The following is a 15978-nucleotide window of genomic DNA, read 5'->3' as shown; positions in this document are numbered from 1 at the left end:
CGAGTCTTGAAACCAACCTCCGAAGCGCTCATCGGAGCACCCCGCTGCACGTTTCATTAGTTGTCAATAGCCCGCCATCCAAAGGCCATGGAGGAGTGTGAAGTTCCGGGCTCTTTACTCGCCGGTAAGTCATAGGCTCGGCACTATGCGCCGAGCAAAAATCGTCTGTACTTTGGGACCCGCCACCGACTCGTACGAGCAGATCAAGGCACTCATCGAAGCCGGAATGGATGTGGCCCGCTTCAACCTCAGCCACGGCACCTATGCCGAGCACGAGGAGCGTTATCGGCGAGTGCGCAAAGCCTCGCTGGAAACCGGCCGCAGCGTCGGCATCCTCGCCGACCTTCAAGGTCCGAAGATTCGGCTCGGCCGCTTCCGTGAAGGACCCGTACTCCTTGAACGCGGAGACGAGTTCATCATCACCGTCGAACCCATCGAGGGCGACCGGTTCCGCTGCGGCACCACCTACGAGGGGCTGGCCGGCGACGTCAGCAAGGGCGAGCGGATCCTCGTCGACGACGGCCGGGTCACCCTCGAGGTCGTCGACATCGACGGCCCCCGGGTGCACACCATCGCCATCGAGGGCGGCATGATCTCCGACCACAAGGGGCTCAACCTCCCCGGCGTGGCCGTCTCCGTCCCTGCGCTGTCCAAGAAGGACATCGAGGACCTGCGCTGGGCACTGCGCATCGGCGCCGACGTCATCGCCCTCTCCTTCGTCCGCAACGGCAACGATGTCGTGGACGTCCACCGGGTGATGGACGAGGAGGACCGCCGGCTCCCCGTCATCGCCAAGATCGAGAAGCCGCAGGCGGTCGAGAACCTCGAAGGGATCGTCGACGCCTTCGACGGCATCATGGTCGCCCGCGGCGACCTCGGCGTGGAGATGCCGCTCGAGCAGGTGCCGATGGTCCAGAAGCGCGCGATCAAACTGGCCAAGCGGAACGCCAAGCCGGTGATCGTCGCGACCCAGATGCTCGACTCGATGATCGAGAACTCCCGCCCCACCCGCGCGGAGGCGTCCGACGTCGCCAACGCGATCATCGACGGCACGGACGCGGTGATGCTCTCCGGCGAGACCAGCGTCGGCAAGTACCCGATCGTCACGGTCAAGACGATGGGCCGCATCGTCGAGGCCGCCGAGGAGGACATCCTCGCCAAGGGCCTCCCCCCGCTCACCGAGCGCAACAAGCCCCGCACCCAGGGCGGCGCGGTGGCCCGCGCGGCGGCCGAGATGGGCGACTTCCTCGGCGCGAAGTTCCTCGTCGCCTTCACCCAGTCCGGCGACACCGTCCGCCGCCTCTCCCGCTACCGCTCCCCGATCCCCCTCCTGGCCTTCACCCCGGACCCGGGCACCCGCTCCCAGCTCAACCTGACCTGGGGCGTCGAGACCTTCCTCGGCCCGATGGTCAACTCCACGGACGAGATGGTGGCCCAGGTCGACGAGGAACTGCTGCGCCTCGGCCGCTGCCGCAAGGGCGACCTCGTCATCATCACCGCCGGCTCCCCGCCCGGCGTCTCCGGCTCCACCAACCTCGTGCGCGTCCACCACATCGGCGCGGACGACCTGAGGTAGCCGAACCTCGCTCCCTCGGGGCCGAAGTACTGGGCTCAGTACTTCGGCCCGACGTGCGTATCCATGAGGGCGACGGAGGCACGGCGGGCGACGGAGATGTTGTAGGCGTTCGGTTGCTTCCATTCGACTCCGAGCCGGTCGAGCGTGTCGGTGTAGAGCTTCCGGATGTCGTCGGACTTGTTGGTGAAGAAGTACCGGGGATACTCATAGCGCTTGCGCTCACCCGCGATGATCTTCGTCGTCCAGTTGGTCATCCGGCAGCCGTCGGAGTGCACGAGCCCGCGCACGAACTCCCAGAGGTGGGCGTCAACGGTCTCCCGCTGCCAGGGTTCCAGGGCGATCGGCCGCTCATGCTTCTTGCCCGCGCCGTGCTGGGGGAACAGACACGGCCAGTGCTTGCTGTAGCCGGTCACCATGACGCACCCTTGCCGTTGCACGCGGCAGACGCTGTTGTCGGGGCGCACGGCGCGGATCGCGTCCGCGCAGGCGTCAATCAAGCCCGGCCAGGTGTCCGTGCAGGCGATACGTAAGAAGTACCCGCCTTTCCGGAGCGGGCTGATGCAGCCGTCGCCGAGGTAAAGGCCGAGCAGATACGCATAGGCAGCAGGGTTTTCCGGCGGCTGAGGCTCGCGCTTGCATCTCGGACAGTCGGTCGTATGGGCGACAGGCTTCAGCCGGACCTGCCATGCGCGGATCGCGGATCGGGAAATCTCAGTCTGCTTGCTTACGGAGTTCAGGCTGCGCCCTTGGCGAACGAGAGCAAGAGCGTGCTCACGCGTTTCGAGGTCGTACACCCATGCGATTCTGGCCGCAGTCCGGCCGCCACATGTTCCTTCGAAGAGTTGTTCATCTCATCGAGTGAAGAAGAACGATTCTCGAGTGACCTTGGAATCAAAGGAAAAGTGCCCCGGGTCGGACTCGAACCGACACTGTATGGGTTTTGAATCCATTGCCTGCTGCCAATTGGGCTACCGGGGCTTGCAGTTTCGAAGGTCATCAACGACCCGCTGCGCGTCCACCCTACCGTAGCTAGGTAGGCTCGTGGTGCCCACCTGCCAGGAAAACGAGGAGCACAGTGAGCACCGCTGACGCCCCCGACGCGCAGTCGCACGTCCCACCGCTGACAACCCGCGTCGTCATCGCCGAGGACGAGGCCCTCATCCGCCTCGACCTGAAGGAGATGCTCGAGGAGGAGGGGTACTCCGTCGTCGGCGAGGCGGGCGATGGTGAGACGGCTGTCGCGCTTGCCCAGGAGCACCGCCCCGACCTTGTCATCCTCGATGTCAAGATGCCGGTTCTCGACGGCATCTCCGCCGCCGAGCGGATCGCGGCCGACCGTATCGCCCCCGTCCTGATGCTGACCGCCTTCTCCCAGCGCGAGCTGGTCGAGCGGGCCCGGGATGCCGGGGCGATGGCGTATCTCGTGAAGCCGTTCAGCAAGAGCGATGTGGTCCCGGCCATCGAGATGGCCGTCTCCCGCTTCACCGAGCTGAAGACCCTGGAGCATGAGGTCGCCGACCTCTCCCAGCGGCTGGAGACCCGCAAGCTGGTCGACCGGGCCAAGAGCATTCTGCAGACGCAGTACGGACTGACCGAGCCCGCCGCCTTCCGCTGGATCCAGAAGACCTCGATGGACCGCAGGCTGTCGATGCAGCAGGTGGCCGAGGCCGTTATCGAGGACGCGGCGGAGAAGAAGGCCAAGGAGCAGTAGGGAACGAGTGGAAGGGGCCCGTACCGCCGCGTCGGCGGTACGGGCCCCTACCGTTTCTGCCAGTCCTCAGTCCTCAGTCCTCGCCGAGGTACGCCTTCCGCACCGACTCGTCGTGCAGCAGCGCATCCCCCGTCCCCGACAGCACGATCTTGCCGATCTCCATCACATGGCCCTGATCGGCCAGCGACAGAGCTGCCTGGGCGTTCTGTTCGACCAGCAGGATCGTCGTGCCCTGGGACTTGAGCTCGGCGATGGTGTGCATGATCTTCTGCATCATGATCGGCGAGAGGCCCATCGAGGGCTCGTCGAGCATCAGCAGCTTGGGGCGGGACATCAGGGCACGCCCCATCGCGAGCATCTGCTGCTCACCGCCGGAGAGGGTGCCGGCCGCCTGGGAGCGGCGTTCGCCGAGGATGGGGAAGAGGTCGTACGCGTGGCGGATGTCGGCGGCTATGCCGTCCGCGTCCTTCCGGAGAAACGCTCCGAGCTGGAGGTTCTCGGCGATCGACAGCCGCGGGAAGATATGCCGTCCCTCGGGCGAGTGGGCCAGCCCCAGGGCGACGATCTTGTGCGCGGGGACGCCCTTCAGCGGTTGGCCGTCGAAGCGGATCTCCCCGCCGAGGGGTTCGAGCAGGCCGGACAGGGTGCGCAGCGTGGTGGTCTTGCCCGCGCCGTTGGTACCGATGAGGGTGACGACCTGGCCGGCCTCGACGCTGAACGAGATGCCCTTGACGGCCTCGATCTTGCCGTAGGCGACGCGCAGGTCCTCGACCTCGAGCAGTGCGGTCACTGTCCGTCCTCCGTACGTGCTGTGGTGCCCCGCTGGGTCTCGTCCTGCGGGGCGCCGGTCGTGGCGCCGGTTGCGGCTCCGGCCTCCGCGGCCTCGACCTCGGCGGCCTCCTCGGCGCCGGGGGCGCCTTCGAAGGGGGTGCCGAGGTAGGCGGCGATGACGCGCTCGTCGCTCTGGACGACCTCCGAGCTGCCCTCGACGAGCTTCTGGCCCTGGACGAGGACGGCGACCCGGTCGCAGAGGTTGAAGATGAAGCGCATGTCGTGCTCGATGACGAGTACGGCGGTGCCCAGGTCCCGGATGGCGAAGACCAGTTCCTCGGTGGCGCGGGTCTCCTGGGGGTTCATTCCGGCGGTGGGCTCGTCGAGGAGCAGCAGTCCGGGGTCGCTGGCGAGGGCGCGGGCGATCTCCAGCTTGCGTTGTTCGCCGTAGGGGAGGTTGCGGGAGAGGTGGTCGGCCTTGTCGGCGAGGCCGGTGAATTCCAGGAGTTCCATGGCGCGGGCCTTGGAGGCGGCTTCGGCGCGTTTGAAGCCGGGGCCGCGCAGGAGGGCCGACCACAGGCCCTCTTTGGTGCGGGTGTGGCGGCCGACGAGGACGTTCTCGAGGACCGTCATGTTGGCGAAGAGCCGGATGTTCTGGAAGGTGCGGGCGATGCCTGCCTGGGTGACGAGGTGGGGCTTGGGCGGCAGGACAGTGCCCCGGTAGGCGACGCTGCCCTCGGTGGGGATGTAGAGGCCGGTGAGGCAGTTGAAGAAGGTGGTCTTGCCTGCGCCGTTGGGGCCGATGAGCCCGACGATCTCGCCGGGGTGGACGTCGAGGTCGACGGACTGTACGGCCGTGAGTCCGCCGAAGCGCATGGTGACGCCGGTGGCGGTGAGCACGGGGGAGGTCGTGGTGGTGGTCATCTGTGTCATGCCTCCGCCTTGGTGACGCCGACGGCACCGTCCTTGAGTCCGGTCGCGCCGGGGACGTCGAGCTGGCCGGTCTCGTGGTACTCGAGCTGCTGCCGCCGGTTGGGGACGATCCCTTCGGGGCGGAAGCGCATCAGCAGGATGAGCGCGATACCGAAGGCGAGGAGCTGGTAGTCCTGGAGGAATTCCAGCTTCTTGGGGATCAGGTAGAGCAGGGTGGCGCCGAGCAGCGGGCCGCCGATGGTGCCCATGCCGCCGAGGATGACGGCGGCGACCAGGAAGGTGGAGTTGGGCGGGACGGGGCCGGCGAAGACGTACTGCTCGGGGACGACGGTGGACTGGAAGTGGGCCCATACGGCGCCGGCGACTCCGGCGAGGGTGGCGCCGAGCGCGAAGGCGACCAGCTTGACCCGGAATCCGTTGATGCCCATGGCGGTGGCGGCGGTCTCGTCCTCGCGGATGGCGACCCAGGCGCGGCCGATGCGGGAGTTGCCCGCGCGGCTGAAGATCAGTACGACGACGATGGTGACCAGCAGCATCAGCAGGTAGTAGTTGCCGTTGGAGTCGAGGCTGAGCCCGGCGATGTTGTGGTCGTCGTTGAAGTTGAACCCGAAGATCTCCAGCGGCGGGATGTTGGGGATGCCGTCGGGGCCGTTGGTGACGGAGGGTCCTGAGGTGCCGTCGAGGTTCAGCATGGCGAGACGGAAGATCTCTCCGAAGCCGAGGGTGACGATGGCGAGGTAGTCGCCGCGCAGCCGCAGGGTGGGGGCGCCGATGATGACGCCGAAGATCAGCGAGACCACGCCACCGGTGATGACGGCGGCCCAGAAGGGGAACTTGACGTCGAGGGTCGAGGCGGTGGATCCGGAGACCAGGGCGGCGGTGTAGGCGCCGACGCCGAGGAAGGCGACGTATCCGAGGTCCAGGAGGCCGGCGAGGCCGACGACGATGTTCAGGCCGAGGGCGACGGTCGCGAAGATCGCGATGTTGACGCCGAGTTCGGTGAAGCTGGACTTGTCCTGGAAGAAGGGGAAGACGATCGCGGTGATCAGTGCCGCGACCAGGGTGGTGGAGCGGTAGGCGCTGGTGAGCTCGCTGATCCGGTTGACGAGCCCGGCCTTGACGAGGGCGACGGCGGCGAACGCGACGGCGATGAGGTAGCCGATGAACGGCTCGGGGTGGTCGGCGTCGGTCTGGATGCCGTAGTTGACCACGTAGAGGCCGAGGGCGAAGACGCCCGCGATGATCAGGATCTCGGCCCAGGAGGGCAGCTTCTTGGGGCGGCACAGGGGGCGGGTGTCGTCCGGGAGCAGGAAGGTGGTGGCCACGGGGGCGGCGGTCACCACCGCGGCGATCCAGCCGCCGGGTTCGAGGTTGACCAGGCCGTCCAGGTCCACGGCGATGGCGATGACGGTGAACCAGGTGATGGCGAAGGTGCCGAGGGCCAGCATCCGCAGGGCCCCGGTGGAGCCGCTGGGGGTGAGCCAGCGCAGGCCCTTCAGGTCGAGGGCGGCCAGCGCGAAGACGGCGGTGGCGATGCCGAGGACGAGGGTGAGGAGCTGCAGTCCGCCCGGGTAGCCGTAGACGGTCAGGTCGCCGGGGAATTCGGCGGTCCAGGTCCAGGCGAGGAAGGTGGAGACGACGGCGGCGGCGCCGCCGGCCGCGGTGAGGGCGCGGAGCAGGGTGGTGCGCGGCGCGGTGGCGCCGGGCTCGGCCTCGTTCACGGGGGTGGGCTGGGTCTTGTCGGTGGTCATCGGTTCACTCCCTCACGCCCGGTCCGCGACGCGTTCGCCGAGCAGGCCCTGTGGCCTGACCAGCAGGACGACGATGAGCAGGGTGAAGGCCCATACGTCTTTCCAGGCGCCGCCGCCGAGTTGATCCATCCCGGGGATGTCCTGGATGTACTTGATGGCCAGGGCCTCGACGATGCCGAGGACGACGCCGCCGAGCATGGCGCCGTAGATGTTGCCGATGCCGCCGAGCACGGCGGCGGTGAACGCCTTGAGGCCGGCGATGAAGCCCATCTCGAAGTTGATCTGGCCGTACTTGAGCCCGTGGGAGAGGGCGGCGACGGCGGCGAACGCACCGCCGATGGCGAAGGCCATCACGATGATGCGGTCGGTGTTGATGCCCATGAGCTTGGCGGTGTCGGGGTCCTGTGCGGTGGCCTGCATGGCGCGGCCGGCGCGGCTCTTGGAGACGAACAGCCCGAGGGCGAGCATGCACACCGGGGCGGCTATGAGGAGGAAGGCGTCGCCGCGCTGGATGTGGAGATCGCTGAAGATCTCGAACGAGGAGCCTTCGAACTGCGGGAAGCTGCGGGGCTTCTTGGCGTCGGGGTAGAAGGCCCAGACGGCCTGCTGCAGTGCGATGGACAGGCCGATCGCGGTGATCAGGGGGGCGAGCCGGGGGCCGCCGCGCAGGGGCCGGTAGGCGAAGCGTTCCGCCGCGGTGGCGATGGCGACCGAGGCGATGACGCCGCCGATCAGCATGAGGGGCAGGGCGAGGGAGAGCGCGGTGCCGCTGGGCAGCCAGATGTAGATGGTGAGGGCCCCGAAGCCCCCGATCATGAAGATCTCGCCGTGGGCGAAGTTGATGAGCTGGACGATGCCGTAGACCATGGTGTACCCGATGGCGATCAAGCCGTAGAGGGCGCCAAGGGTCAGGCCGTTGACCAGCGTTTGCGGCAGTTCGTGCACCGCAGGGCCTCCGATGAGCGTGTCGGATATGACGCCGCGCGAGGGCGATGGTGTACGCCCTCGCGCGGATTCGTTTCGTGGGTGTGCGGGGATAGCCGCCGGGGGTCAGTCCTTGAAGGTCTCGCTCTTCACGGACTTCCAGGCGCCCTTGGTGACCTTGTAGACGGTCAGCTGCTTGTTGGTGGTGTCGCCGTACTGGTCGAAGGAGACCTTGCCGGTGACGCCGTCGAAGGAGACCTTGCCGAGTGCCTCGGTGACCTTGGCGCGGGCGTCGTCCGGGAGCTTGCCGTCGTTGTCCTCGACGACGGCCTTGACGGCCTGGATGATGGCCCAGCCGGCGTCGTAGGAGTAGCCGCCGTAGGCCGCGTACGGGTCCTTGTAGTGCTGGTCCCCGTAGTTCTTCACGAAGGTCTTGGCGGAGTCGAGCTGCTCGACCGGGTAGCCGACGGAGGTGGCGAGGTCGCCGTCGTTGTTGGTGCCCGAGGCCTTGATGAAGGCGGGGTCGTAGATGCCGTCGCCGCCCATGATCGGGACCTGCGCGCCGGCCTGCTTGACCTGGTCGGACAGCAGACCGCCCTCGGGGTACTGACCGCCGAAGTAGACGGAGTCGGCGCCGGTGGACTTGACCTTGCTGGAGATGCCGGAGAAGTCGGTCTCCTTGACGGTCAGGTGGTCCCGGCCGACGACCTTGCCGCCGAGGCGCTTGAACTCCTCGGCGAAGATGGTGGCGAGGCCGTTGCCGTACGCCTGCTTGTCGTCGATGACGAAGACCTTCCGCTTCTTCGCGTCCTTGTAGTAGTACTGCGCGGCGAAGCGGCCCTGGATGATGTCGGTGGTCGCGGTGCGGAAGTAGGTCTTGAACGGGCGCGACTTCTTGCCCGAGGCCCAGTCGTCACCCTGGCTGAGGGCCGGGTTGGTGTTGGCGGGGGAGACCTGGGCGAGGTCGGCCCGGTCGAAGACGCCCTGCATGGACTGGGCGACGCCCGAGTTCAGCGGCCCGACCGCGCCGAGGATGTCCTCGTCGTCGACCATCGAGGTCGCGTTCGCCTTGCCGGAGGAGGGCACGGCCTGGTCGTCGAAGGACTTGACCTTGAAGGTGACCCCGTCGACCTCGTTGTTCTTGTTGGCCACCTTCGCCGCGAGGTCGACGGAGTTCTTGATGCCCTGGCCGAGGGCGGACAGCGAGCCGGTGAGCGGGGCGTCGACACCGATGACCACGGTGGTCTTGCTGTCCTTGCCGCCACTGTCGTCTTTGTCGTCGCGCGACCCGCAGGCGCTGAGGGTGAGGGCGCCCGCGGTGATCGCGGTCGTGATGATGAGCAAGGAACGGTGTCGCACGAGGAATCCTTTCGCTGGCCCGGCACCCCGGGTTCATGGGGTGCCGTGTCCTCGCCGGATGAACCTGGAATGGCCGTGCGGGTGCGGCGTACACCCCACGGGGCCGTGACTGGCTGTGACTCTAAGCGCGGGGCGCGATCGGGGGCAGAGGTCTAGACGATGATGTGACTGTCTTGTTATGACGCGCGTCACCCAGGATGTCCGTGTAGCGGAACGTAAGGGACGAATGGGGCGAATCTGATCCAACCATTAGGTCCGGATCCTGAGAAGCTGCAGTTCCGCTAAGGAGTGCGGGGGACTGGTGGACGATGCGCGAACCGCTGTGTGCGGATGAGTGGAGAAAGATCGAGTTCAGGGGCGTCTCGGGTGGCGAAAATGTGATCTCATATTGCGTCAGTGTTACGGAGTGTTACGGCTGTCGGCGTCGGTCCGGTGCGGTGGCGGAGCTGCCGGACGGGTGCCGCTCAGGTCGGCGGGCGCCAGTTCTCGGAGCTGTGGGTGGCGCCGTTCGCGGCCGCGCAGCGGCGCTCGGTCAGGCGCTTGATCAGCGCTTTGGCGGCCGGGGTGCCATGCCGTCGCCGCTCGGCGCGCGCGGCGTGGACGATGTCGTCGTAGATCTCGTACTGCTGGTTGGAGAGCCCCTTCTGCTCCCAGTCGAGCCCGGCCCAGCGGCTGCCCGCGAGGTCCTGTTCGGCCCAGTAGGAGATGAGGTCGGCGCACAGCCGTACGGGCGAAGGCGCCCTTGGCGTGGGGCTGTTGGGGCCGGGGCCGGATGCGGACGGGGCGCTGTCACCCGAGCCGCGAGAGCCGTCGGAGCTGCCGGAACCGGATCCGCCGCATCCGGTCAGTGTCACGGCGAGTACGAGAGCGCAGCCACAGGCGGTGGCGGGCCAGGAACCCGCCCGGGTTGTTGCCCCCATGGGGAGCCACGCTAGACCCGGCCTCGCGGGGGAACAACGGCGACGACGCGGGCCGTTGCGGCGAGGGCCGGATCGGCCGGGGCCGGAAGCGGGGCACTGGATGCCGCCCGGGGCAGGAGGCGGGGCGCCGGACGCCGCCCGGGGGCGTCCGGTCCACCGGACGTTACGCCGGCGTTCGGCCCGCCGGGCGTCACGCTTCGCCGCGCTCCTTGGCCTCGGTGACCTCGGCGACCGTCTTGGCCTGACCGGCCTCGTCGACCTCGCGCAGCAGGCAGGTGAGGCGGGCGGTGCACACTCGCCGGTCCTGCTCATCGCTGATGACGATCTCGTAGGTGGCGGTGGAGCGGCCCCGGTGGACGGGGGTGGCGACGCCGGTGACCAGGCCGGAGCGCACTCCCCGGTGGTGGGTGCAGTTGAGGTCGACGCCGACCGCGATCCGCCCGCTGCCGCCGTGGAGCATCGAGCCGACCGAACCGAGAGTTTCGGCCAGCACGGCGGAGGCGCCGCCGTGCAGCAGTCCGTACGGCTGGGTGTTGCCCTCCACAGGCATGGTGGCCACGACGCGGTCCGCGGAGGCTTCCAGGATCTGCACGCCCATGCGGGTGCCCAGGTGCCCGGCGGAGAACAGTGCGGGAAGATCCACGCCGAGCGCCGCGTACTCGTCGATTACCTCCTGCGGGAACTTCACGCTGGTCTGCTCGCCCATCGGACCGGCTCCGTTCGGTTGCTTGTGGTGGCCACCTTCTTACCAGGTGACTGAGCAAACGCTTAGGCCGGGGGTGTCTGTTCCAGGCGGACCACCACGGACTTGCTCGCCGGGGTGTTGCTGGTGTCGGCGGTGGCGTCCAGCGGGACCAGGACGTTGGTCTCCGGGTAGTACGAGGCGGCGCAGCCGCGCGCGGTCGGGTAGTGGATCACGCGGAAGCCGGTGGCGCGCCGCTCGGTGCCGTCCGTCCACTCGCTGACCAGGTCGGCATAGCTCCCGTCGGCCAGCCCGAGCTCCTGGGCGTCCTCGGGGTGCACCAGCACCACCCGGCGGCCGTTCTTGATGCCGCGGTAGCGGTCGTCCAGGCCGTAGATGGTGGTGTTGTACTGGTCATGGGAGCGGAGGGTCTGCAGCAGCAGCCGGCCCTCGGGCGCCGTGGGGTACTCGACGGGGGCCGCGGTGAAGTTGGCCTTACCGGTGGTGGTGGGGAAGCTGCGGCTGTCGCGCGGGGCGTGCGGCAGGGCGAAGCCGGAGGGGTCGCTCACCCGGGTGTTGAAGTCCTCGAAGCCGGGGATGACGGCGGCGATACGGTCGCGGATCCGCGCGTAGTCCTTCTCGAACTCCTCCCAGGGGGTGTGGCTTTCGGGGCCGAGCACCCGGCGGGCCAGCCGGCAGACGATGGCCGGTTCGGAGAGCAGATGGGAGCTCGCGGGCTCCAGGCGCCCGCGGGAGGCGTGCACCATGCCCATGGAGTCCTCGACGGTGACGAACTGCGGGCCGCTGCCCTGCAGATCGGCCTCGGTGCGGCCGAGGGTGGGCAGTATCAGCGCCCGCGCCCCGGTGACCACATGGGAGCGGTTGAGCTTGGTGGAGACATGGACGGTCAGCCGCGCGGCGCGCATCGCGCCCTCGGTGACCTCGGTGTCGGGCGAGGCCGCCACGAAGTTGCCGCCCATGGCGAAGAAGACCTTCGCCTGGCCGTCGCGCAGGGCGCGGATGGCCCGCACGACGTCGAAGCCGTGCTCACGGGGCGGGGCGAAGCCGAACTCGCGCTCCAGGGCGTCGAGGAAGGCCGGGGCGGGGCGCTCGAAGATGCCCATGGTGCGGTCGCCCTGCACATTGCTGTGGCCGCGCACCGGGCAGACCCCGGCGCCGGGGCGGCCGACGTTGCCGCGCAGCAGCAGGAAGTTGACGACCTCCCGGATGGTGGGCACCGAGTGCTTGTGCTGGGTCAGGCCCATCGCCCAGCACACGATGGTGCGCTTGGAGTCGAGGACCATGCGCAGCGCGCTGTCGATGTCGGCGCGGTCGAGGCCGGTGGCGCGCAGCGTCTCGTCCCAGTCGGCGTCGCGGGCGGCCTTGGCGAACTCCTCGAAGCCGTGCGTGTGCTCGCCGATGAACTGCTCGTCGGTGGCTCCCTCGGTCTCCAGGATGAGCTTGTTGAGGAGGCGGAAGAGGGCCTGGTCGCCGCCGAGCCGGATCTGCAGGAAGAGATCGGTGAGCGCGGTGCCGACGCCGGAGAGGCCGCGTGCGTTCTGCGGGTTCTTGAACCGCTCCAGCCCGGCCTCGGGCAGCGGGTTGATGGAGATGATCTTCGCGCCGTTGGCCTTGGCCTTCTCCAGGGCGGAGAGCATGCGCGGGTGGTTGGTGCCCGGGTTCTGCCCGGCCACGATGATCAGGTCGGCCTGGTAGAGGTCCTCGAGCAGCACGCTGCCCTTACCGACGCCGAGGGTTTCGGTGAGCGCCGAGCCGGAGGACTCATGGCACATGTTGGAGCAGTCGGGGAGGTTGTTGGTGCCGAATTCGCGCGCGAAGAGCTGGTAGAGGAAGGCCGCCTCGTTGCTGGTGCGGCCCGAGGTGTAGAAGACCGCCTCGTCGGGGGAGTCGAGCGCGGTCAGCTCGTCGCCGATGATGTCGAAGGCCCGGTCCCAGGACACCGGCTCGTACCGCTCGGCGCCCTCGTCCAGATACATGGGCTGGGTGAGCCGGCCCTGCTGGCCGAGCCAGTAGCCGCTGCGGGTGGCGAGATCGGCCACCGGGTGGGCGGCGAAGAAGTCGGGGGTGACCCGGCGAAGGGTGGCCTCCTCGGCGACGGCCTTCGCCCCGTTCTCGCAGAACTCGGCCGCGTGGCGCTTGTCCGGCTCGGGCCAGGCGCAGCCGGGGCAGTCGAAGCCCTTCTTCTGGTTGACGCGCAGGAGCGTGAGCGCGGTGCGGCGCACCCCCATCTGCTGCTGGGCGATGCGCAGCGAATGCCCCACCGCCGGCAGCCCGGCCGCGGCATGTTGCGGGGGTGTGACCTCGGGTGCGTCCTGGATCGGATCGCCTGCGGGCGGCTTGGCTGCCATCGTCGCTCCCCTTGGGCTCGAGCGTTGCGGGACCTGTGCGTGGACCTGTGGGGTCAAATCCTGTCACGGGCCTACGACAGCCGTGGCGGCGGCCCGGTCCGGCTGTGCGGGGGCACGATCTTGCGCGCGGCCAGGGCCGATCTTGTGCCCGGGCCGATCCGGGTGGCCGGGGGCGGGCCGGTCCGGTGGCCGGGGCGGGAGGCATTGTCGGTGGGCCGTGGCAGGATCGGGGGCGTGGCAGAGAAAGCATCGAAGAAGACCGCAGCGCCCGCTCCCGACCGCACGGGGGAGGACCGCCCCCGCCTGCTCCTGCTGGACGGGCATTCCCTGGCATATCGGGCGTTCTTCGCGCTGCCGGCGGAGAACTTCAGCACGACCACCGGCCAGACCACCAACGCGGTCTACGGTTTCACCTCGATGCTGGCGAACACGCTCCGTGATGAGCAGCCCACGCACCTCGCCGTGGCGTTCGACGTCTCGCGCAAGACCTGGCGCTCCGAGCAGTTCACGGAGTACAAGGCGAACCGCTCCAAATCCCCGGACGAGTTCAAGGGCCAGGTCGAGCTGATCGGCGAGCTGCTGGACGCCATGAACATCACGCGCTTCGCGGTGGACGGCTTCGAGGCCGACGACGTGATCGCCACCCTCGCCACCCAGGCCGAGGAGCAGGGCTTCGACGTGCTGATCGTCACCGGCGACCGGGATTCGTTCCAGCTGGTCACCGACCATGTCACGGTGCTCTACCCCACCAAGGGTGTCTCCGAGCTGACCCGGTTCACCCCCGGGAAGGTGCACGAGAAGTACGGCCTCACCCCGGCGCAGTACCCCGACTTCGCGGCCCTGCGCGGCGACCCGTCGGACAACCTCCCCGGCATTCCGGGCGTCGGCGAGAAGACCGCGGCGAAGTGGATCAATCAGTTCGGCTCCTTCAAGGAGCTGGTGGAGCGGGTCGACGAGGTCAAGGGGAAGGTCGGCGAGAAGCTCCGCGACCACCTGGAGTCCGTCAAGCTCAACCGCCAGCTGACCGAGCTGGTGAGGGATGTGGAGCTGGCCGCCGGCCCCGAGGGGCTGGGGCGCACTCCGTACGACCGGGAGGCGCTCTCGGTGATCCTGGACGCGCTGGAGTTCCGCCACCAGAACTTCCGCGACCGGATCATGGCCGTCGACCCGGGCGCGGCGGCGGACGAGCCCGCGGCCGCGGAGCCGGGTATCGGGGTCGACGGAGTGGAACTCGGCGCGGGTGAGCTCGCCCCCTGGCTGGAGAGCCACCGCGACGCCCCGCTGGGCCTGGCCGCCGTCGACACCTGGGCGCTGGGCAGCGGCAGCGTCAGCGAGATCGCGCTGGCCACTGGTTCCGGCCCCGCCGCGTTCTTCGACCCCTCGCAGCTGGACGAGGCCGACGAGCGGGCGTTCGCCGAATGGATCGCGGACCCGGACCGCCCCAAGGTGCTGCACAACGCCAAGGGGATCATGCGGGTCTTCGCCGAGCACGGCTGGTCCGTCGCGGGCGTCACCATGGACACCGCGCTGGCGGCCTATCTGGTCAAGCCCGGCCGCCGCTCCTTCGAGCTGGACGCCCTGTCGGTGGAGTACCTGGGCCGTGAGCTGTCCCCGGCGGTCGCCGCGGACAGCGGCCAGTTGGCCTTCGGCGCCGATGACGAGGCCGAGCGGGACGCCTTGATGATCAAGGCGCGGACGATCCTGGACCTGGGCGAGGCGTTCGGCGGCCGGCTGAAGGACGTGGGCGCGGCCGGGCTGCTGCACGACATGGAGCTGCCCGTCTCCGAGCTGCTGGCCCGGATGGAGCGGTCGGGCATCGCCGCCGACCGCGGCTGGCTGGAGCGCATGGAGCAGCAGTTCGCGGCCGCCGTGCAGCACGCCGTGCAGGAGGCGCACGCCGCGGTGGGCCATGAGTTCAACCTCGGCTCGCCCAAGCAGCTCCAGGAGGTGCTCTTCGGCGAGCTGGGCCTGCCCAAGACCAAGAAGACCAAGACCGGGTACACCACGGACGCCGACGCGCTGGCCTGGCTGGCCGCGCAGACCGACCACGAACTCCCGGTGATCATGCTGCGCCACCGCGAGCAGGCGCGGCTGCGCTCCACCGTCGAGGGCCTGATCAAGACCATCGCCCCCGGCGGCCGCATCCACACCACCTTCAACCAGACCGTGGCGGCCACCGGCCGGCTCTCCTCCACCGACCCCAATCTGCAGAACATCCCGGTGCGCACGGACGAGGGCCGGGCGATCCGGCGCGGCTTCGTCGTCGGCGACGGCTTCGAGTCGCTGATGACCGCCGACTACAGCCAGATCGAGCTGCGCGTCATGGCCCATCTCTCCGAGGACGAGGGCCTGATCGAGGCGTTCACCTCCGGTGAGGACCTGCACACCACGGTCGCCTCCCAGGTCTTCTCCGTCGACAAGTCGGCGGTCGACCCGGAGATGCGCCGCAAGATCAAGGCCATGTCGTACGGGCTGGCGTACGGCCTTTCGGCGTTCGGTCTCTCCCAGCAGCTGGGCATCACCCCCGATGAGGCCCGCAAGCTGATGGAGACCTTCTTCGAGCGGTTCGGCGGGGTGCGCGACTATCTGCAGCGGGTCGTCGAGGAGGCGCGCGCCACCGGCTATACGGAGACCATGCTCGGCCGCCGCCGCTATCTCCCGGACCTCACCAGCGACAACCGCCAGCGCCGCGAGATGGCCGAGCGGATGGCGCTCAACGCCCCGATCCAGGGCACCGCCGCCGATATCGTGAAGATCGCGATGCTCAAGGTGGACGCGGCGTTGACGGGGGAGAAACTCTCGTCGCGGATGCTGTTGCAGGTCCACGACGAAATCGTGCTGGAGATCGCGCCCGGTGAGCGGGAGCGGGTCGAGGAGCTGGTCCGCCGGGAGATGACGGGCGCCTTCAGTCTGAGCGCTCCGCTGGGCGTATCGGTAGGATCCGGGTCGGACTGGGAATCGGCGGCTCACTGAGGGTTCCAC

Annotated in this window: 12 protein-coding genes and 1 tRNA gene; 3 read left to right on the top strand and 10 right to left on the bottom strand. The window is 68.7% G+C overall.

The features are described 5' to 3' along the window. Positions 1–145 precede the first annotated feature (145 nt). Positions 146–1576 (top strand): pyruvate kinase, encoded by a 1431-nt coding sequence (gene pyk / locus CGL27_RS14105; protein WP_078640861.1) that lies wholly within the window; start codon positions 146–148, stop codon positions 1574–1576. Positions 1577–1611: 35 nt separating this feature from the next. Here pyk and CGL27_RS14100 read toward each other — a convergent pair whose 3' ends face one another. After that, positions 1612–2370, bottom strand: coding sequence for a transcriptional regulator (locus CGL27_RS14100; protein WP_119986999.1), 759 nt, complete (start codon positions 2368–2370; stop codon positions 1612–1614). Between the two features lie 109 nt (positions 2371–2479). Continuing rightward, positions 2480–2554 (bottom strand) — tRNA-Leu (locus CGL27_RS14095). A 97-nt stretch (positions 2555–2651) separates the two neighbouring features. Between CGL27_RS14095 and CGL27_RS14090 the strand changes: the two genes are divergently transcribed. Further along, the gene (locus CGL27_RS14090; protein WP_119986996.1) at positions 2652–3287 is read left to right on the top strand and encodes a response regulator; all 636 of its coding nucleotides are present in this window, start codon (positions 2652–2654) and stop codon (positions 3285–3287) included. A gap of 73 nt (positions 3288–3360) precedes the next feature. Here the strand turns inward: CGL27_RS14090 and CGL27_RS14085 are convergent, their stop codons facing one another. From CGL27_RS14085 to CGL27_RS14050, 8 genes are all read right to left on the bottom strand, one after another. Continuing rightward, positions 3361–4077: an ABC transporter ATP-binding protein gene (locus CGL27_RS14085; RefSeq protein WP_119986994.1), complete on the bottom strand. Its 717-nt coding sequence runs from the start codon at positions 4075–4077 to the stop codon at positions 3361–3363. Next, the gene (locus tag CGL27_RS14080) at positions 4074–4991 is read right to left on the bottom strand and encodes an ABC transporter ATP-binding protein (protein ID WP_078640858.1); all 918 of its coding nucleotides are present in this window, start codon (positions 4989–4991) and stop codon (positions 4074–4076) included. Before CGL27_RS14080 ends, CGL27_RS14085 begins: the two co-directional genes overlap by 4 nt. Beyond that, entirely contained in the window at positions 4988–6742 is a 1755-nt protein-coding gene (locus CGL27_RS14075) for a branched-chain amino acid ABC transporter permease (protein WP_119986991.1), read from the bottom strand. Before CGL27_RS14075 ends, CGL27_RS14080 begins: the two co-directional genes overlap by 4 nt. Positions 6743–6754: 12 nt before the next feature. Further along, positions 6755–7687 carry a branched-chain amino acid ABC transporter permease gene (locus CGL27_RS14070; protein WP_014059924.1) on the bottom strand — a complete coding sequence of 311 codons (933 nt, stop codon included), beginning with the start codon at positions 7685–7687 and terminating at the stop codon, positions 6755–6757. Between the two features lie 105 nt (positions 7688–7792). Continuing rightward, the gene (locus tag CGL27_RS14065) at positions 7793–9025 is read right to left on the bottom strand and encodes a branched-chain amino acid ABC transporter substrate-binding protein (RefSeq protein WP_078640856.1); all 1233 of its coding nucleotides are present in this window, start codon (positions 9023–9025) and stop codon (positions 7793–7795) included. 464 nt (positions 9026–9489) lie between these two features. Continuing rightward, a complete protein-coding gene (locus tag CGL27_RS14060) occupies positions 9490–9945 on the bottom strand; it encodes a hypothetical protein (protein WP_162952977.1) in 456 nt (151 codons plus the stop codon). 190 nt (positions 9946–10135) lie between these two features. Further along, positions 10136–10651: a hotdog fold thioesterase gene (locus CGL27_RS14055; protein WP_119986987.1), complete on the bottom strand. Its 516-nt coding sequence runs from the start codon at positions 10649–10651 to the stop codon at positions 10136–10138. Positions 10652–10713: 62 nt separating this feature from the next. Beyond that, positions 10714–12996 (bottom strand): FdhF/YdeP family oxidoreductase, encoded by a 2283-nt coding sequence (locus CGL27_RS14050; RefSeq protein ID WP_119986985.1) that lies wholly within the window; start codon positions 12994–12996, stop codon positions 10714–10716. A gap of 234 nt (positions 12997–13230) precedes the next feature. Between CGL27_RS14050 and polA the strand changes: the two genes are divergently transcribed. Next, on the top strand, positions 13231–15969 hold the full coding sequence (polA, locus tag CGL27_RS14045) for a DNA polymerase I (RefSeq protein ID WP_119986983.1): 2739 nt from the start codon (positions 13231–13233) through the stop codon (positions 15967–15969). Positions 15970–15978 lie beyond the last annotated feature (9 nt).

It is taken from the genome of Streptomyces sp. 11-1-2, assembly GCF_003595545.1.
GTDB lineage: Bacteria > Actinomycetota > Actinomycetes > Streptomycetales > Streptomycetaceae > Streptomyces > Streptomyces hygroscopicus_B.
Note: the sequence above shows the minus strand (reverse complement) of the source record. Positions and strands in the feature narration are given on the sequence as shown.